Origin of the sequence: Streptomyces sp. NPDC093586, assembly GCF_044764905.1 — a bacterium.
Taxonomy (GTDB): domain Bacteria; phylum Actinomycetota; class Actinomycetes; order Streptomycetales; family Streptomycetaceae; genus Streptomyces.
Genome location: NZ_JBIWJA010000012.1, coordinates 133,086 through 150,396, shown reverse-complemented (window position 1 = coordinate 150,396; position 17,311 = coordinate 133,086). Strand labels below are relative to the sequence as shown.

The 17,311-nt window shown below is 72.6% G+C and carries 20 protein-coding genes; 13 read left to right on the top strand and 7 right to left on the bottom strand.

Annotated features, from left to right (window positions below):
• Positions 1-182 precede the first annotated feature (182 nt).
• Both ACIRFH_RS15665 and ACIRFH_RS15660 read left to right on the top strand, forming a co-directional pair.
• Positions 183-929, top strand: a complete 747-nt coding sequence (locus ACIRFH_RS15665) for an MBL fold metallo-hydrolase (RefSeq protein ID WP_403520729.1) — start codon at positions 183-185, stop codon at positions 927-929.
• 9 nt (positions 930-938) lie between these two features.
• Complete coding sequence (locus tag ACIRFH_RS15660) at positions 939-2,171, top strand: DUF4032 domain-containing protein (protein ID WP_403520727.1); 1,233 nt, start codon at positions 939-941, stop codon at positions 2,169-2,171.
• A gap of 16 nt (positions 2,172-2,187) precedes the next feature.
• On the opposite strand, the gene ACIRFH_RS15655 is transcribed toward ACIRFH_RS15660, so the two are convergent.
• The gene (locus ACIRFH_RS15655) at positions 2,188-3,060 is read right to left on the bottom strand and encodes a universal stress protein (protein ID WP_403520725.1); all 873 of its coding nucleotides are present in this window, start codon (positions 3,058-3,060) and stop codon (positions 2,188-2,190) included.
• Between the two features lie 245 nt (positions 3,061-3,305).
• On the opposite strand from ACIRFH_RS15655, the gene ACIRFH_RS15650 reads away from it, so the two are divergent.
• The 7 genes from ACIRFH_RS15650 (at position 3,306) to ACIRFH_RS15620 (ending at position 10,311) form a co-directional block, all read left to right on the top strand.
• Positions 3,306-4,982, top strand: coding sequence for an FAD-dependent oxidoreductase (locus ACIRFH_RS15650; RefSeq protein WP_403520723.1), 1,677 nt, complete (start codon positions 3,306-3,308; stop codon positions 4,980-4,982).
• A complete protein-coding gene (locus ACIRFH_RS15645) occupies positions 4,979-6,436 on the top strand; it encodes an ATP-binding protein (RefSeq protein WP_403520721.1) in 1,458 nt (485 codons plus the stop codon). Before ACIRFH_RS15650 ends, ACIRFH_RS15645 begins: the two co-directional genes overlap by 4 nt.
• Complete coding sequence (locus ACIRFH_RS15640) at positions 6,433-6,786, top strand: UBP-type zinc finger domain-containing protein (RefSeq protein ID WP_403520719.1); 354 nt, start codon at positions 6,433-6,435, stop codon at positions 6,784-6,786. The genes ACIRFH_RS15645 and ACIRFH_RS15640 overlap by 4 nt, the downstream gene beginning before the upstream one ends.
• 132 nt (positions 6,787-6,918) lie before the next feature.
• On the top strand, positions 6,919-7,596 hold the full coding sequence (locus ACIRFH_RS15635; RefSeq protein ID WP_403520718.1) for an AIM24 family protein: 678 nt from the start codon (positions 6,919-6,921) through the stop codon (positions 7,594-7,596).
• A gap of 127 nt (positions 7,597-7,723) precedes the next feature.
• Positions 7,724-8,683: a threonine/serine dehydratase gene (locus ACIRFH_RS15630; RefSeq protein ID WP_403520716.1), complete on the top strand. Its 960-nt coding sequence runs from the start codon at positions 7,724-7,726 to the stop codon at positions 8,681-8,683.
• Between the two features lie 127 nt (positions 8,684-8,810).
• Positions 8,811-9,785: an LLM class F420-dependent oxidoreductase gene (locus tag ACIRFH_RS15625; RefSeq protein WP_403520714.1), complete on the top strand. Its 975-nt coding sequence runs from the start codon at positions 8,811-8,813 to the stop codon at positions 9,783-9,785.
• Positions 9,786-9,885: 100 nt separating this feature from the next.
• On the top strand, positions 9,886-10,311 hold the full coding sequence (locus tag ACIRFH_RS15620) for an SsgA family sporulation/cell division regulator (RefSeq protein WP_403520713.1): 426 nt from the start codon (positions 9,886-9,888) through the stop codon (positions 10,309-10,311).
• A gap of 51 nt (positions 10,312-10,362) precedes the next feature.
• On the opposite strand, the gene ACIRFH_RS15615 is transcribed toward ACIRFH_RS15620, so the two are convergent.
• Positions 10,363-10,788 carry a DUF6328 family protein gene (locus tag ACIRFH_RS15615; protein WP_403520803.1) on the bottom strand — a complete coding sequence of 142 codons (426 nt, stop codon included), beginning with the start codon at positions 10,786-10,788 and terminating at the stop codon, positions 10,363-10,365.
• Positions 10,789-11,019: 231 nt separating this feature from the next.
• On the opposite strand from ACIRFH_RS15615, the gene ACIRFH_RS15610 reads away from it, so the two are divergent.
• Positions 11,020-11,367, top strand: a complete 348-nt coding sequence (locus ACIRFH_RS15610) for a hypothetical protein (RefSeq protein WP_403520711.1) — start codon at positions 11,020-11,022, stop codon at positions 11,365-11,367.
• Between the two features lie 55 nt (positions 11,368-11,422).
• On the opposite strand, the gene ACIRFH_RS15605 is transcribed toward ACIRFH_RS15610, so the two are convergent.
• Complete coding sequence (locus ACIRFH_RS15605; RefSeq protein WP_403520709.1) at positions 11,423-12,406, bottom strand: aldo/keto reductase; 984 nt, start codon at positions 12,404-12,406, stop codon at positions 11,423-11,425.
• Between the two features lie 141 nt (positions 12,407-12,547).
• Here ACIRFH_RS15605 and ACIRFH_RS15600 point away from each other — a divergent pair, with 141 nt between their 5' ends.
• On the top strand, positions 12,548-13,000 hold the full coding sequence (locus ACIRFH_RS15600; RefSeq protein ID WP_403520707.1) for an SRPBCC family protein: 453 nt from the start codon (positions 12,548-12,550) through the stop codon (positions 12,998-13,000).
• A 23-nt stretch (positions 13,001-13,023) separates the two neighbouring features.
• Here ACIRFH_RS15600 and ACIRFH_RS15595 read toward each other — a convergent pair whose 3' ends face one another.
• From ACIRFH_RS15595 to ACIRFH_RS15585, 3 genes are all read right to left on the bottom strand, one after another.
• Positions 13,024-13,722, bottom strand: a complete 699-nt coding sequence (locus ACIRFH_RS15595) for a ribonuclease H (RefSeq protein ID WP_403520705.1) — start codon at positions 13,720-13,722, stop codon at positions 13,024-13,026.
• Between the two features lie 31 nt (positions 13,723-13,753).
• On the bottom strand, positions 13,754-14,551 hold the full coding sequence (locus tag ACIRFH_RS15590; protein WP_403520703.1) for a VOC family protein: 798 nt from the start codon (positions 14,549-14,551) through the stop codon (positions 13,754-13,756).
• 174 nt (positions 14,552-14,725) lie between these two features.
• Positions 14,726-15,208, bottom strand: coding sequence for a VOC family protein (locus ACIRFH_RS15585; protein ID WP_403520701.1), 483 nt, complete (start codon positions 15,206-15,208; stop codon positions 14,726-14,728).
• A 243-nt stretch (positions 15,209-15,451) separates the two neighbouring features.
• Between ACIRFH_RS15585 and ACIRFH_RS15580 the strand changes: the two genes are divergently transcribed.
• Positions 15,452-16,108, top strand: coding sequence for an ATP-dependent Clp protease proteolytic subunit (locus tag ACIRFH_RS15580; protein ID WP_403520699.1), 657 nt, complete (start codon positions 15,452-15,454; stop codon positions 16,106-16,108).
• Positions 16,108-16,710 (top strand): ClpP family protease, encoded by a 603-nt coding sequence (locus ACIRFH_RS15575; protein ID WP_403520697.1) that lies wholly within the window; start codon positions 16,108-16,110, stop codon positions 16,708-16,710. The genes ACIRFH_RS15580 and ACIRFH_RS15575 overlap by 1 nt, the downstream gene beginning before the upstream one ends.
• Before the next feature lie 82 nt (positions 16,711-16,792).
• Here ACIRFH_RS15575 and ACIRFH_RS15570 read toward each other — a convergent pair whose 3' ends face one another.
• Entirely contained in the window at positions 16,793-17,185 is a 393-nt protein-coding gene (locus tag ACIRFH_RS15570) for a helix-turn-helix domain-containing protein (RefSeq protein ID WP_403520695.1), read from the bottom strand.
• Between the last annotated feature and the right edge of the window lie 126 nt (positions 17,186-17,311).

The following is a 17,311-nucleotide window of genomic DNA, read 5'->3' as shown; positions in this document are numbered from 1 at the left end:
TCCACGGCCAGACACCCCCGAAGACGCCTCCTCGACCGTACGGACGAGATCCGGCCCGGCTCCACCCGGCGGGTCGCGGCGCACCGCGCGGGGCGCGTCGGGCGTCGGACACCCGCCCGCCCGCCGCGTCTGGTTGGCTGTCCCCGTCGGGCAGCCACCTGGAAACGAATGCGGGGACATCGATGCGCGCGGACGTGCGGCACGTCGCGGACGGCACCTACCTGGTGCACGGGAGCAACACCAACTGGGTCATCCTCACCGAGGGCGACGCGGTGACCCTGATCGACACCGGTTACCCCGGTGACCGGCGGCTCCTGCTCGACTCCCTCGCGGCGATCGGGAGTTCCCCCGAGGCGGTGGCGGCCGTGCTGATCACCCACGCCCACAACGACCACCTGGGCTCGGCCGAGTACCTGCGCGCCGCCCACGGCACCCCCGTCCTCCTCCACGAGGCCGAAGTGCCTCACGCCCGGCGGGACTTCCTGCAGCAGGTGTCGGTCGGCGAGGTGCTGCGCAACAGCTGGCGGCCGGGCGTGCTGCCCTGGATGGTGCACGTGCTCCGCTCCGGCGGCACCCAGCAGCACCCGGTGACCGCACCCGCCCCCTTCCCCTCCGACGGCCCCCTCGACCTGCCCGGCCGGCCCGTGCCGGTGCACACCCCCGGGCACACCGACGGACACTGCGCCTACCACCTGCCGGACGCCGGGGTGGTGATCTCCGGCGACGCCCTGGTCAGCGGGCACCCCACCTCGCGCCTGAAGGGCCCCCAGCTGCTGCCCGGCATGTTCCACCACGAGCGGGACCGCGCGGTGGCCTCGCTCGACGTCCTCGCGCGACTCGACGGCGACGTGCTGCTCCCCGGGCACGGACCCGTCCACCGGGGTGCGTTGAAGGACGCCGCCCGACTGGCCCGGGAACGGACGTTCTAGAGTCGGGCCATGGCCTTGCACATCAGTGCCACCAATCCGGAGCACCCCGCTCTCCTGCTCGAACTGCCGTGGCAGCTGCCGCTGGAGGAGTGGCCCGAGGAGTACCTCGTGCCGCTCCCCCGCGGCATCTCCCGCCACGTCGTCCGCTACGCCCGGGCGGGCGACGAGGTGATCGCCGTCAAGGAGCTCGCCGAGCGGCCCGCGCTGCGCGAGTACGAGCTGCTGCGCGACCTCGACCGGCTCGCCATCCCCGCCGTGGACGCGCTGGGCGTGGTCACCGGCCGCACCGACGGCGCCGGCGGGCCGCTGGAGCCGGTCCTGATCACCCGGCACCTCGGCGGATCCCTGCCGTACCGGTCGATGTTCGAGACGACGCTGCGCCCGGCGACCATGCACCGTCTGATGGACGCCCTCGCCGTGCTGCTGGTCCGCCTCCACCTGGCCGGATTCGCGTGGGGCGACTGCTCGTTGTCCAACACGCTCTTCCGGCGCGACGCGGGCGCCTACGCCGCCTACCTCGTGGACGCGGAGACGGGAGAGCTGCACCCGCGGCTGAGCGACGGGCAGCGCGACTACGACCTCGATCTCGCCCGGGTGAACATCAGCGGCGAGCTGCTCGACCTGGAGGCGTCCGGGGCGCTGCACCCCTCCGTCGACCCGGTGGACTTCGGCAGGGAGATCTGCGCGCGCTACGGCCGCCTGTGGGAGGAGCTGACCCGCACCTCCGTCTATCCGGCGGGCAAGCACCACTACATCGAGCGCCGGATCCGGCGGCTCAACGACCTCGGTTTCGACGTGGCCGAGATGCAGATCGAGCACGCCTCCAACGGCGACACGGTCACCTTCGTGCCGAAGGTCGTCGACGCGGGGCACCACCAGCGCCAACTGCTGCGCCTGACGGGCCTGGACGCCGAGGAGAACCAGGCCCGGCGGCTGCTCAACGACCTGGAGAGCTGGATGGCCACCCAGGACGACTACGCCCCGGGCGACCCCCTCGGCGCCCGTCCGGAGGTGCTCGCCCACCGCTGGGTGCGGGAGGTGTTCCGGCCGACCGTGCGGGCGGTGCCGGTGGAGCTGCGGGGCGCGATGGACCCGGCCGAGATCTACCACGAGCTGCTGGAGCACCGCTGGTACCTGTCCGAGCGGGCCCAGCACGACATCGGCCTGGACACCGCCGTCCAGGACTACATCGCGAACATCCTGCCCAAGGCCCGGGAGACGCTCCAGCCCACGTCGGAGTGAAGCGCCCCGGCACGGCTCAGCTGTGCGGGACGACCGCCACCGGGCAGGCGGCGTGGTGCAGTACGCCGTGCGCCACCGAGCCGATCCGGGCGCCGACGGCGGTGCGGCGGGCGCGGCGGCCGACGATCATCAGTTGGGCACCGGCGGCCACCTCCAGCAGCACCTGCCCGGCGCTGCCCATCTGGACGTGCTCGATCACCGGGACGTCGGGGAAGCGCTCGCGCCAGGGCCCGAGCGCCTCGCCGAGGGCCTTCCTCTCGTACTGCTCCAGACCGCCGGCCTCGTCGGCGAGCCGCATCGAGCCCGGGCTGTAGGTGAACACCGTCGGCAGGGTCCAGGCCCGCACGGCGCGCACGGTGGCACCGCGCGCGGCGGCCGCCTCGAAGGCGAACCCGATCACGTCGGCACTGTCCTCGGGTTCCCCCTGCTGGCCCACGACGATCTCGCGGCCGGCGGCCTCCGCCGCGGCCTCGTCCCCGGCCCGCACGAGGACGACGGGCCGGGTCGCCTCGGCGATCACCTGCTGGCCGACGGAGCCGAGCAGGAAGCCGACGACCGCTCCGTGGCCGCGCGAGCCGAGCACCAGCGTCCGGGCCTCGGCCGCGGCGGCGAGCAGCACGGCGACGGCGTCGTCGGCCTCGGTGACGTCCGTGGACACCGCGAGGTCCGGGTGCCGCCCGGTGACGGTCCGGACCGCCTCGGCGACCGAGTCCCGGACCCACCGCTCCTGCGCGTCCCGGTCCCCCGCGCCGGCCGTTTCCGGCTCGGCCCGCCAGGCGTGCACGACGTGCAGCGGGGCTCCCCGGCGGACCGCCTCCCTGGCGGCCCAGGCCAGTGCCGCCAGGCTCTCCTCGGTTCCGTCCACCCCTGCCGTGATCGGGTGCGTCATGCGGGCCCCTCCCTGTGTCTCGGTCACGTCCATGGGGCCCAGTCTTCACCACGCCGCGCACACGACGTCACGGCGGGAGCGGTAGTGACCGCACCGGCCGGGCCGAGGGCATCACGGTGCCGGGCCGGCGCCGCGTCCCCCACCGGCCCGAGCGGTGCGGGACGATCGACCATACGATGGGTCCCAGGCCGGTGCGGTGACGGGGACGCCGTGCCGTGAATCCGGCCGTTCGACGTGGGGGACGTATGGCACAGGCGGACGGGACGACGCGGACCGTCATCATGACCGTGGACGATGATCCGGGGGTCTCCCGCGCCGTCGCCCGCGACCTGCGGCGGCGCTACGGCGCCTCGTACCGGATCGTGCGCGCGGAGTCCGGCGAGTCGGCGCTGGAGGCGCTGCGCGAACTCAAGCTGCGCGGCGACCTGGTGGCCGTGATCCTCGCCGACTACCGGATGCCGCAGATGAACGGCATCGAGTTCCTGGAGCAGGCCCTCGACGTGTACCCGGGGGCGCGGCGGGTGCTGCTGACGGCGTACGCCGACACCGACGCGGCGATCGACGCGATCAACGTCGTCGACCTGGACCACTACCTGCTCAAGCCGTGGGACCCGCCGGAGGAGAAGCTCTACCCGGTGCTGGACGACCTGCTGCGGGCGTGGCGCGCCGGCGACCACCGGCCGGTGCCCAGCACCAAGGTCGTCGGTCACCGCTGGTCGGCGCGCTCCTCGGAGGTCCGGGAGTTCCTGGCCCGCAACCAGGTGCCCTACCGCTGGTACTCCTCCGACGAGCCGGAGGGCCGGCGGCTGCTGTCGGCGGCCGGGCAGGACGGGCAGCGGCTGCCGGTGGTCATCACGCCGGACGGGACACCGCTGGTGGAGCCCGCGGCGCCGGACCTCGCCGCCCGGGTGGGGCTGGCGACGACGCCGACCGCCGAGTTCTACGACCTGGTGGTGGTCGGCGGCGGCCCGGCCGGGCTCGGGGCGGCCGTGTACGGGGCCTCGGAGGGCCTGCGGACGGTGCTGGTGGAGCGCTCGGCGACCGGTGGGCAGGCCGGGCAGAGCTCCCGGATCGAGAACTACCTCGGCTTCCCCGACGGCGTGTCCGGCGGGCAGCTCACCGAGCGGGCCCGTCGGCAGGCCGCCAAGTTCGGCGCCGAGATCCTCACCGCGCGGGAGGTGACGGGGCTCGAGGCCAACGGGGCGGCGCGGATCGTACGGTTCTCGGACGGTTCCGCGGTCGCCGCGCACAGCGTGATCCTGGCGACCGGCGTCTCCTACCGGCAGCTGGCCGCGCCGGGCACGGACGAGCTGACCGGCTGCGGGGTGTTCTACGGCTCCGCGCTGACCGAGGCCGCGTCCTGCCAGGACCACGACGTGTACATCGTGGGCGGCGCCAACTCGGCCGGGCAGGCGGCGATGTACCTGTCGCGGGGCGCCAAGTCGGTGACGCTGCTGGTGCGCGGCGACTCCCTGACGGCGTCGATGTCGCACTACCTGATCCAGCAGATCGAGGAGACGCCCAACATCCACGTGCGCTGCGGCACGGTCGTCGAGAGCGCGCACGGCGACGGACACCTGGAGCGGCTGACGCTGCGCGACGCGGAGAGCGGGCACACCGAACTCGTCGACGCGCAGTGGCTGTTCGTGTTCATCGGCGCGGCCCCGCTGACCGACTGGCTGGACGGCACCGTGCTGCGGGACGAGCGCGGGTTCATCCTGGCCGGGCCCGACCTCACCCCCGACGGGCGGCCGCCGGCGGACTGGGAGCTGGACCGGCCGCCGTACCACCTGGAGACCAGCGTCCCGGGTGTGTTCGTGGCGGGCGACGCCCGCGCCCAGTCCGCGAAGCGGGTCGCGTCCGCCGTCGGAGAGGGAGCCATGGCCGTGATGCTCGTCCACCGTTACCTGGAGCAGTCGTGAGCGGCCGGCCGATGCCGTGCAGCCCCGGGGAGATCGGGGAGCTGTTCCTCTTCGAGAAGCTGTCCCCCGAGCAGCTGGGCCGGCTGTGCGCCGAGGGCCGGGTGGAGCTGTTCGAGCCCGGTCCCGTCTATGCCGAGGGCGAGCCCGCGACCTGCTTCTACGTGCTGCTCGACGGCACGGTCGTGCTCTCCCGCCGGGTCGGCGGGGACGACGTGGAGACCAACCGCACCTCGCAGCGCGGGGTGTACGCGGGCGCGATGCAGGCGTACGTCGGCGACCGGGTGCCGCAGGTCTACAACAACTCGATGCGGGTCACCGAGCCGACGCGGTTCTTCGTGCTGCCGGCGGACACCTTCGCGTCCGTCATGCGGGAGTGGTTCCCGATGGCGGTGCATCTGCTGGAGGGACTGTTCTTCGGCTCGAAGAACAACCAGCGGACCATAGGCCAGCGGGAGCGGCTGCTGGCCCTCGGTTCGCTGTCCGCCGGTCTGACGCACGAACTCAACAACCCCGCGGCGGCGGCCGTGCGCGCCACGTCGGCGCTGCGGGAGCGGGTGGCGAAGATGCGGCACAAGCTCGCCGTCATCGCCGAGGGCCCGTTCTCCCGGGACGCGCTGGCCGGTCTCATCGAGATACAGGAGCGCACCGCCGAGCGGGTCGCGAAGGCGCCCTCGCTGAGTCCGCTGGAGGCCGCCGACCGGGAGGACGCGCTCACCGACTGGCTGGAGGACCACGGCATCGCGCAGGGCTGGCAGCTCGCGCCGACCTTCGTGCAGGCCGGACTGGACGCCGAGTGGCTGGAGCAGGTCGCGGCGGCCGTGGACGCGGAGATCCTGCCGGGGGCGGTCGGCTGGCTCAACTACACCGTCGAGACCGAGCTGCTGATGAACGAGATCGCGGACTCCACCGCCCGCATCTCCCACCTCGTGGACGCGGCCAAGCAGTACGCGCAGCTCGACCGGGCGCCCTACCGCGACGTCGACGTCCATGAACTCCTCGACAGCACACTGCTGATGCTGTCGGGCAAGATCGGTCCCCGGATCGAGGTCGTCAAGGAGTACGACCGCACGGTGCCGCGTATCCCGGCGTACCCGGCGGAGCTGAACCAGGTGTGGACCAACCTGATCGACAACGCGGTCTCCGCCGTGAACGGCGCGGGCGGTGACGGCACGCTGACCGTGCGGACCGCGCTCCACCACGACCGGCTGCTGGTGGAGTTCCGCGACACCGGCACCGGGATCGCCCCGGAGATCCGGGAGCGGATCTTCGACCCGTTCTTCACCACCAAGCCGGTGGGCGAGGGCACCGGGCTCGGCCTCGACATCTCCTGGCGGATCGTGGTCGACAAGCACCACGGCACCCTCCGGGTCGAGTCCGTGCCCGGGGACACCCGTTTCCAGGTCCTTCTCCCGCTCACCGCGACCGCATCCGACCCGACCGAGGAGCCGGCATGACCAGTGACACCGGAATCGACCCCAGCGTCCCGCCGAGCGGCACCGGCTGCGTCGAGTGCGACGCGGCGGGCGGATGGTGGTTCCACCTGCGGCGCTGCGCGGCCTGCGGCCACGTCGGCTGCTGCGACAGCTCGCCGGGGCAGCACGCGACCGGCCACTACAAGGCCACCGGGCATCCGGTGGTGCAGAGCTTCGAGCCCGGCGAGGACTGGTTCTGGGACTACTCGACCGACGAGATACTGCCTTCGGGACCGGAACTCGCCCCGCCGGCCGGCCGCCCCGAGGACCAGCCCTCCCCCGGCCCCGCGGGCCGGGTGCCGGCGGACTGGGCCCGGATGCTGCGCTCCTGAACGCGGCGGCCCGCCGGGCGGGCATGTACCGGACCCGGCTCTCCGGCGGCCGGCCGGCCGCTTTCGGGGCGAAACCGGCCACGGCGGCGGACGATCTTGGCGGAACGTGACGCTCCGGGTCAGGATGCCCGCATGAAGGGTGATCTCTTTTCCAGCGAGCACATGGTGCAGCCCGCCTCCGCGCCGGGCATGACCGTCGAGAACGCCAAGTGCCTCCGGTACGTGGTGAACGGCGAGATGCTCGCCCGGCAGGGTGCGATGATCGCCTACCGCGGCGGCCTCCGGTTCGAGCGCAAGGGCCAAGGCGTGGGCGGCATGCTCAAGCGCGCGGTCACCGGGGAGGGACTGCCGCTGATGGCGGTCCGCGGACAGGGCGAGGCGTGGTTCGCGCACGAGGCGCAGAACTGCTTCATCGTGGAGGTCGAGCCGGGCGACGAGTTCACCGTCAACGGCCGCAACGTCCTGTGCTTCGACGCGTCGTTGTCGTACCGCATCGCCACCGTGAAGGGCTCGGGCATCGCCGGCGGCGGACTGTTCAACAGCGTCTTCACGGGCCACGGCAGGCTGGGGCTGGTGTGCGAGGGCAACCCGCTGGTCATACCCGTGTCGCCCCAGTACCCGGTCTACGTCGACACGGACGCGGTCGTCGGCTGGTCCGCGGGGCTCGCGACCTCGCTGCACCGCTCGCAGTCCCTCGGCTCGATGCTGCGCGGGGGTTCCGGGGAGGCCGTGCAGCTGACGCTCCAGGGCGAGGGGTACGTCGTCGTGCGGCCGAGTGAGGCCACGCCGCAGAAGCCCCAGCAGCACTGAGCCCTGCCGGGCGGCCCGAGCCGCGGGCCTCGGCGTCCGCGTCCCGGAACCCTGTTGACCTGGGGCGCGTCGCGCGAAAGGCTGCGGGACGGCGTGGATCACCGCCCGCGCCGGAAGGATGACTGCCTTGATCGGGATCACTCAGATCGAAGCCGCGGCCGAACGGATCGCCGGCCATGTCGTACGCACCCCGACGGTGCCGAGCCCGGGACTGACCGCGCTGCTCGGGGTCCCGGTCACCGCCAAGATGGAGTTGTTGCAGCGCACCGGGTCGTTCAAGGCACGCGGCGCGACGGCGAAGCTGCTGTCGCTGACCGAGGCCGAGCGGGCCGCGGGCGTGGTGGCGGTCAGCGGCGGCAATCACGGCATCGCCGTGGCGGTCATGGCCGCCGCGCTCGACGTGAAGGCCACGGTGGTGATGCCGCGCACGGCGCCCGCGCGGTCGGTGGAGACCGCCGAGGCGGCGGGCGCGCTGGTACGGCTCACCGACGGCATGGACAGTGCCTTCGCGCTCGTGACGCGGTTGCGGGAGGAGGGGCTGACCCTGGTCCACCCCTTCGACGACCCCGTGGTGGTCGCGGGGCAGGGCACCGTGGGGCTGGAGTTCGCCGAGGACGCCGGGGAGCTCACCGACGTGCTGGTGAGCGTCGGCGGCGGCGGGCTGATCGCGGGCGTGGCGGCGGCGCTGCGGGCCCGCCGGCCGGACGTGCGGGTCTGGGGCGTGGAGACCGAGGGCGCCGAGGCCATGTCCCGGGCACTGGCCGCGGGCGGTCCGCTGCCGGTCCCGTTGTCGTCGGTCGTCACCACGCTCAGTGCGCCCTCCGTCTCGCGGTTGACGTACGACCAGGTGTCCGCACTGGTCACCGACGTGCTCGTGGTGTCCGACCGGGAGGCCGTCCAGGGGTCGCTCGCACTGGCCGAGCACGCGAAGGTGTGGACCGAGCCGGCCGCCGGCTGTCTGCTGCCCGCGGCCCGGCGGGTGGTGGAGCGGGTGGGTGACGGTGCCCGGATCGGTCTGGTGGTGTGCGGGGGCAATGCCACGATCGCCGACATGACGGCCTGGACGGACCGCTTCGGGCTGCGCTGACGCCGGCGCTTCGCACGAGCCGCGCGGGAAGGTCCGGGCCGGATCGTACGCACCCCGGCCCGCTCGCCGTACCCCGGCCCCCGGCACGCGTCCGTTTTCGCGCCGCGCGGACGGGGACTCGCCCCGTATGGTGCAAATCGGATACACGATGATGACCGAGCAGGCCGGTCCCCGCGAGCTCGTCGACCACGTGGTGCGGGCCGAGCAGGTGGGTTTCGACTTCTCGGTGACCTCGGACCACTACTTCCCGTGGCTGCGCTCGCAGGGACACTCGCCGTACGCGTGGAGCGTGCTGGGCGCCGCGGCGCAGGCGACGTCCCGCATCCCGCTGATGACGTACGTGACGTGTCCGACGTTCCGCTACCACCCGGCGGTCGTGGCGCAGAAGGCGGCGACGCTCCAGCTGCTGTCCGAGGGCCGGTTCCGGCTGGGGCTCGGCTCGGGCGAGAACCTCAACGAGCACGTGGTGGGCGGCGGCTGGCCGTCCGTCGACGTGCGCCACGAGATGTTCCGGGAGGCCGTGGAGATCATCAAGGCGCTCTTCGGGGGCGGTCACGTCAACCACCACGGCACACACTTCGACGTCGAGTCGGCCCGGCTGTGGGACCTGCCGGACAGCCCGCCGCCCATCGGCATCGCCGTCTCCGGGGAGCGCTCCTGCGAGCTGGCGGGCGAGCTCGCCGACCTGGTGATCGCCACCGAGCCCAAGGCGGAACTGGTGGAGGCGTTCGACCGGCACGGCGGCGGGGGCAAGCCGCGCGTCGGCCAGCTGCCGGTCTGCTACGACCCGGACCGGGACGCGGCGATCGAGCGCGCCCACTCCCAGTTCCGCTGGTTCGGCAGCGGCTGGAAGGTCAACTCCGAGCTGCCCCACCCGGATTCGTTCGACGCGGCGACCCAGTTCGTCACCCCCGAGGACGTCGCGGAGTCGATCCCCTGCGGCGACGACCCGGACGCCTTCGTCGAGGCGGTGCGCCCGTACGCGGAGGCCGGGTTCACCGAGATCGCCCTGGTGCAGATCGGCGGCGAGTCCCAGCCGGCGTTCCTGGACTGGTCGGAGAAGACCCTGCTGCCGGCCCTGCGCGACGCCCTGGGCTCCTGAGGGCCGGGAGCACACGGGGTAATCACCCGGTTGCCGGAGCATGGTGCGGACGAGCGGGGTACTAGAAGGCCCTACGTCTGTTCTCCCGGAGGCCTCTGCCGTGAACTCCCTCGTGCACAAGACCCTGGTCGTGCAGCTCCAGACAGGCGACGCCGACCGTTTCCCGGTGCTCGCCCACCTGAGCTACGACCCGGCGGACCCGTTCGCGCTCACCGTGGTGTTCAGCCACGACGGTCGCGTCCTGGCCCGCTGGACGCTGGACCGGGAGATGGTGGGCGAGGGACTCGTCCGCCCGGTCGGCGTGGGCGACGTGCGGCTGCGGCCCGTGGGGCGGGGCATGTGGGAGGAACTGCGCATGGAGTTCCTCGGCGACCACCGGCCCGACGGGGAGCGTCACCGCGCCGTGGTCTTCGTGTGGGCGACGGCGGTGGCCGCGTTCCTGCGCGAGACCCACGGGGTGGTCCGGCCGGGCGAGGAAGAGGTGCGCGTCGACGACTTCCTGGCGGACCTCATGGCCGACGACTGAGCGGACGTCGGCGCACCTTCACGGCGCGGCTCCCCGGCAGGGGCCGCGCCGTCAGCGTGCCGTGTGGCGGTACCGGGTCCACAGGGGTATACCGAACCAGCACAGCAGATACCACAGCACCACGCCGGCGACCAGGTAGGGCACGAAGCCGTCGTGGGTGGCCACGCGCAGGATCAGCAGGAGCGAGGCGGTCGTGGTGGCGAGCAGCAGTACCAACCCGAGCAGGGTCAGCCGGGAGGCCCACCGTACCGCCTGGGGTTTCACGCGCCGCCCGGAGACGAGGCGGTGCAGCGACACCGGCCCGATCAGGGCACCGGTCGTCACGGCTCCGAGGACGACCGTCACCAGGTAGATCGTCCGGTTCGTGTCCGACAGGTCGTCGTACTTCGGGGTGAACACGACGGTGAGCAGGAAGCCGAAGAGGATCTGCACGCCCATCTGCGCGACGCGGACCTCCTGGATCAGCTCGGTCCACATCCGGTCCGCGCGCTCGTCCTCGGTCTCGTCGCGTCCTCTGCGCCGGCCCGGGTTCCCCGTCGTGTCCGCGTCCGTGTCCGCCACTGTTCCTCCCGTTGCCGCCGACTGGGTTCCCTTCCCTCTTCCCGGGTTCCCCGTGGTCAGACGCCGTGTCGGCGGTGTCCGGTTTGGGTGATCGGAGGACGGTTACACGGGCGGGACCCACATCGAGGCCCAGGAGGATGGCGAAGGATGTCCGACACTCAGCTCACCGTGACACTCAGTGGTGGCGGCATCGACGACGCGCGGGCGGTCGTCCGCGCTCTGGAGGGTGCCTTCGGGGCGCCCGACGAACTGCCGACCGACGAAGGGGCGACGGTCCGCACCGCGACCTTCAGCTCCCCGCCCTCCCCGGAGGCCGATCCGGCGTCACCGGAGGCGGGCGCCGGACTGTCGGCGCCGGTGTCGGTCACCCTGCAGGGCACCCCGCAGGCCGTCGAGGCCGCGAGCAGGACATTGACCGGCGCTTTCTCGGCGCGGGACGAGGGCACCTCCTCCGGCGACCAGGAACAGGAACGGCAGTTGCTCCTGGCGCCGTGAGCGGTGCGGTGAGGGAGCACGGCGAGTGGTGCCGTGCGGCGGCGGGAGCGAACGCCTACCAGCGGCCTTCGACCTGTTCCCTGATCCGGCGGTCGTAGAGGTCGCGGATCGCCGTGAGTGTGTCCTCGGTCAGCTCCGGCAGCCGGGCGGCGTCCGTGTTGGCGCGGGCCTGTTCGGGTGACCGGGCGCCGGGGATCACGGTGGTCACGCCGGGCTGCTGGACGATCCAGCGCAGCGCCAGCTGGGCCGGGGTGTACCCCTCGGGGGCGAGTGCGGCGAACTCGGCGGCGGCCTCCACGCCGGTGGCGAAGTCGACGCCGGAGAAGGTCTCGCCCTGGTCGAACGCCTCGCCGTGGCGGTTGAAGCTGCGATGGTCGTTCGCGGCGAAGACCGTGTCCTTGGTGTACTTGCCGGACAGCAGGCCGGAGGCGAGCGGCACCCGGGCGATGATGCCGACGCCGGCCTCCCGGGCGGCCGGCAGGACCTCGCGCAGGGGCTTCATCCGGAACGGGTTGAGGATGATCTGCACGCTCGTCACGTTCGGCCGGGCGATGGCGGTCAGGGCCTCCTCGCAGGTCTCGACGCTGACGCCGTACGCCTTGACGCGCTCCTCCTCGACGAGGGTGTCCAGGGCGTCGAACACCTCGTCGGAGGAGTAGACCGGGGTCGGCGGGCAGTGCAGCTGGACCAGGTCCAGGACGTCGACGCCGAGGTTGCGCCGGGAACGGTCGTTCCATTCCCGGAAGTTGTCGAGGACGTAGTTCTGCGGGACCTGCTCGGCGCGCCGGCCCATCTTCGTGGCGACCAGTACGTCCAGATCCGGCCTGCCGCGCAGGAAGGCCGCGATGATCCGCTCGCTGCGGCCGTCGCCGTAGACGTCCGCGGTGTCGAAGAAGGTCACGCCCGATTCGGCCGCCGCCTCCAGTACCGCGAGGGCTTCCTTGTCGTCGACGTCTCCCCAGTCGGCCCCCAGTTGCCAGGTGCCGAGGCCGATCACCGAAGCGTGCCGGCCCGACCTGTCGAAAGTGCGCTCGTCCATGCCGTCAGTCTGTCATCCGCGGCCCCCTCGCCCGCACCGGCCCAACGGATCCTGCGACGGGGGTGATTCGCCCGGCGGCCGCCGGGTACCCGCGCGGACCTGCCCGTCGAACGGAAGACGAACAGAAGGAGGAGAGACAGCGTGTCGCAGGTCGAGGAGTCCATCGAGGTCGGTGTCCCGGTCCGTACCGCCTACAACCAGTGGACCCAGTTCGAGTCGTTCCCCGAGTTCATGAACGGGGTGGAGCGCATCGAGCAGCGCGGTGACACCCTCACCCACTGGGTGACGAGCGTGGACGGCGTCCGCCGGGAGTTCGACGCGGAGATCACCGAGCAGGTCCCGGACGAGCGGGTCGCGTGGACCACGGTCTCCGGCGAGGCCCGGCAGGCCGGTGCGGTCACCTTCCACCGCCTGGACGACGGCCGCACCGAGGTGATGCTCCGGATGGAGTTCCAGCCGGAAGGCGTCGCCGAGAAGGTCGGTGACAAGCTCGGGGTCGTGCAGCGGCAGGCCAAGGGGGACCTGGAGCGGTTCAAGCGGTTCATCGAGGAGCGCGGCCGGGAGACCGGGGGCTGGCGCGGCACCGTCGGGTGACCCGCACACCCACCCGGGAGGGGTCACCCGGCCGCCGTCGTGCGGCACTCCGGGTGGCCCCAGCCCTGGTCGTTCTTGGCGATGGTCTCCCCGGCCGCGTAGGAACGGCCGCACACGCAGCGCCCGGGGAACTTCGCCTTGAGCGTGCGCGCGGAGGCGCCGCCCTTGCGGGCCGTGCCCGGTCCGCGGCGCGGTGCCTTCCTCGCCGCCGGGACGTCCGGCGCGGGCGGCGGTTCGGGGGAACCGAGGCCGCTGCCCGCGGGTTCCTGGGCGGTGGCCGCCTGGCTGGCGGCGCGGTCGGCGAAGTCGTTGAGCCGGTCGCCGTCGACCTGGTGGGCGGGCACGTAGCGGAACTCGACCGAGCGGCCGTCGAGCAGCTCGTCGATGCGTACGACCAGCTCCTGGTTGGCGACCGGCTTGCCGGCGGCGGTCTTCCAGCCGTTGCGCTTCCAGCCGGGCAGCCAGGTGGTGACCGCCTTCATCGCGTACTGGGAGTCCATGCGGACCTCCAGCGGCACGTCCGGGTCGGTCGACGCCAGCAGCCGCTCCAGGGCGGTGAGTTCGGCGACGTTGTTGGTGGCCCGGCCGAGCGGCCCGGCCTCCCAGCGGACCGGAACCTCCGACTCGTCGGCCACCACCCAGGCCCAGCCGGCCGGGCCCGGGTTTCCCTTCGAAGCCCCGTCGCACGCGGCCACCACACGTTCACGCATGGCCCCGATCATGCCATGGCCCGGCCGGGTGCCCGGACGGCCCTCAGGGAGCGGGCTTGAGGTTCGGCATCTCCCCCGCGGTCTTCGTGATGTCGATCACGGAGAAGTCCGCGCCCTGCGGGTCGCTGAGCGCCGCGAAGCGGCCGAAGGGGGTGTCCATGGGGCCGGAGCGCAGGACGCCGCCGAGCTCGGTGGCCCGGGCCACGGCGTCGTCGCAGTCGGGGACGGTGAAGTAGACGTTGATGCAGGGCGCCGCCTCGGGCGGGAAGTCCTCGGTCATCCGCATCCGGCCCAGGGCGGGATCGCCGCCCAGGTCGAAGAGGCGGAAGTCCACGTGCTCGTCCTCCATCTGCTTCGCCCGGTAGGGGAAGACCGCGGGGAAGAATGCGTCCGACCTGTCGGGCTCGCGGGTGAGGACCTCGGCCCAGCAGTACGCGCCGGGTTCGGCCATCGCCTCGAACCCCTCGTGGGTACCGCCCTGCCAGACGCCGAACACGACGCCGCCCGGGTCGCGGGCCAGGCACATGGTGCCGGACTCGCCGACCCGCGTCGGCCCCAGCAGCAGCTCGCCGCCGGCCTCGCGGATGCGGCCGGCGGTCGCGGCGGCGTCCGGGGAGGCGAAGTAGAGGCACCACTGGGACCGGTCCTCCTGGCCGGGCGGCGGCGGGACCACCGCGGCGACCGCCTTGCCGTTCGCGTAGCACTGGGTGTAGTTGCCGTACTCCGACGACGACTCGCCGAAGGTCCAGCCGAGGACGTCGCCGTAGAAGCTCTTGGCCCCTTCGACGTCGCTGAACATCGCGTCGGCCCAACAAGGGGTTCCTTCGGGTTGCACGGCCATGGCTGTCGCCTCCGCATCGCTGGATGTGCCGGATGGTTGTGGTGGTGGTGCGGCCGGTGAGAGGAGTCGGTTCCTCGTGCCGGTCGTCACGGCCCGGCTCCGCGTGCCGGTCGTCGCGGTCCCGGGACGGGCCGGACCGGACGCGCCGCCGTGCCGGGCACGGCGGCGGACGCCTCACTGCCCCGCGTACGCCTTCTCCAGCGCGGCGATGTCGAGCTTGCCCATCGACATCATCGCCTTGAAGGCACGCTCGGCCCTGGCCGGGTCCTCGTCGCGGAGCATCTCCTCGATCCGGACCGGGACGATCTGCCAGGACACCCCGAACCGGTCCTTGAGCCAGCCGCAGGGACCCTCCTGGCCGCCGCCCTCGACGAGCTTGGCCCAGTAGTGGTCGACCTCCTCCTGGTTCTCGCACATGACCTGGAAGGAGATCGCCTCGTTGAACCTGAACTCGGGTCCGCCGTTCAGGGCGACGAACCTCTGGCCGTTGGCCGTGAAGTCCACGGTCAGCACGGTGCCCGCTCGGCGGGGGCCGCCCTCGGGGTAACGGGTGACGGCGCCGATGCTCGAGTTCTTGAAGACGGAGACGTAGAACTCGGCCGCCTCCTGCGCCTGCTCGTCGAACCAGAGACATGTGGTGAATCCGTCGGCGGTCATGAGTACCTCCCGGGCGTGGGCGTGGAACGCGGTCACCACTGTCGACCGGTACGGGGTCCGGAACTCATCGGTCGCCGCGCCGGAAGTTTCCGCGGCGTCGCGCCGGCCGCGTGAACGCTCTGCTCACGGCGAATCTGCCGCGGGCAGAGAAATCCCCGCGGGGTCCGGTCCCCGGCCGAGAGTGGAGGAACCGCGGCGCACCAGCCGCTCACGACGTTCGCGACGACTCGACAAGGAGCGCCGATGTCTCCACTCATGACCGGCCCGGCGCCGGCCACACCGCCCCGGGCGGAGGAGGGCGACACCCCTCCCACCCGGTTCGACGACCACCTGGCCGCACAGCTGCTCGCCCAGCGCATCGTGCTGCTGGGCACGCAGGTGGACGAGGTCTCCGCCAACCGGGTCTGCGCCCAGTTGCTGATCCTCTCGGCGGAGGACCCGCGCACCGACATCAGCCTGTACATCAACAGCCCCGGCGGCTCGGTGCACGCGGGGCTCGCCATCTACGACACGATGCGGCTGATCCCCAACGACGTCTCGACGCTCGCCATGGGGTTCGCCGCCAGCATGGGGCAGTTCCTGCTCAGCGTGGGCGCGGCGGGCAAGCGCTTCGCCCTGCCGAACGCGCGGATCATGATGCACCAGCCGTCGGCGGGCATCGGCGGCACCACGGCCGACATCGAGATCCAGGCGGACAACCTGGAGTTCACCAAGCGGACCATCGAGCGGATCACCGCCGAGCACACGGGCCAGAGCCCGGAGACGATCTCCCGGGACGGTGACCGCGACCGCTGGTTCACGGCCGAGGAGGCCAGGGAGTACGGCATGGTCGACCGGGTCGTGGAGTCCCTCACGGACGTCCGCCCGGCCGCCTCGCGACGCAGGATGGGGCTGCAGTGATGGGGAGCTACACGATTCCGAACGTCGTCGAGCGCACCCCGCAGGGCGAGCGGTCCTACGACGTGTTCAGCCGGCTGCTGTCGGAGCGGATCATCTTCCTGGGGACCGAGATCGACGACGGCGTGGCCAACGTCGTCATCGCGCAGCTCCTGCATCTGGAGTCGGCTGCTCCGGAGAGCGAGATCGCGGTCTACATCAATTCCCCCGGCGGCTCGTTCACGTCGCTGATGGCGATCTACGACACGATGACGTTCGTGCAGGCGCCGATATCGACGTTCTGCGTCGGGCAGGCGGCCTCCACGGCGGCCGTGCTGCTGGCCGGCGGGGACGCCGGGCGGCGGTTCGTGCTGGAGCACGCGCGGGTGCTGCTGGGTCAGCCGGCCAGCGGCGGACGGCAGGGCACGGTCTCCGACCTGGCCCTGCAGGCCAAGGAGATGGTGCGGATCCGCTCCCAGGTCGAGGAGGTGCTGGCCCGGCACACGGGGCACGACCCGGCGACGCTGCGCGCGGACATGGACCGCGACAAGGTGTTCACCGCCGAGGAGGCCGTGGCCTACGGGCTTGCCGACGAGGTGCTCAGCCGACGCCTCTCGAGGGTGTGAGGGCGTGAGACTCCGGCCCGGGGCCCGCGACGACGGAGACGACGGTCGCGGGGCACCGGGCCGGGCAGCGGGGGACGCCCCGTCAGGCCGCCAGGCACATCCCGTCGTACCGGGCCCCGGAGACACCGGGGCCGCGGCCGGCTCCGGTGTGCCGGGCGGTGACGCGGACCAGCTCCCCCTGGGCCCGCGCCAGCAGGTCGGCCAGGCCCATGCCGAGGGCGCCCGCGGCGGCGGCGAGGACCTCCGACGACGCCTCCTTGCGGCCGCGCTCCACCTCCGACAGATACGGCATCGAGATACGCGCGGCCTCCGCGACGTCCTTCAGGGTGCGTTCCTGGGCCAGCCGTTCGCGCCGCAGGACGTCGCCGACCAGATCGCGCCACAGGGGCTCTCTGACGGCGGGACGGTCCTGGGGGCGCGCGGCCGGCGGGCGCAGGGGGATGACGCGGGCTTCGTTCGGCACGTGGCTGGTCACGTCTACAGCCTAGGAGTCCGGCGGCCGGCGGCAAGGGAGCGGCGTTCCGCCCACAGGGAAATCACCGGAAGATGATCTTCCGCGAGAGGGCGCGCCCGGGTGCCTCCGGCCGTTCACGGGCATAGC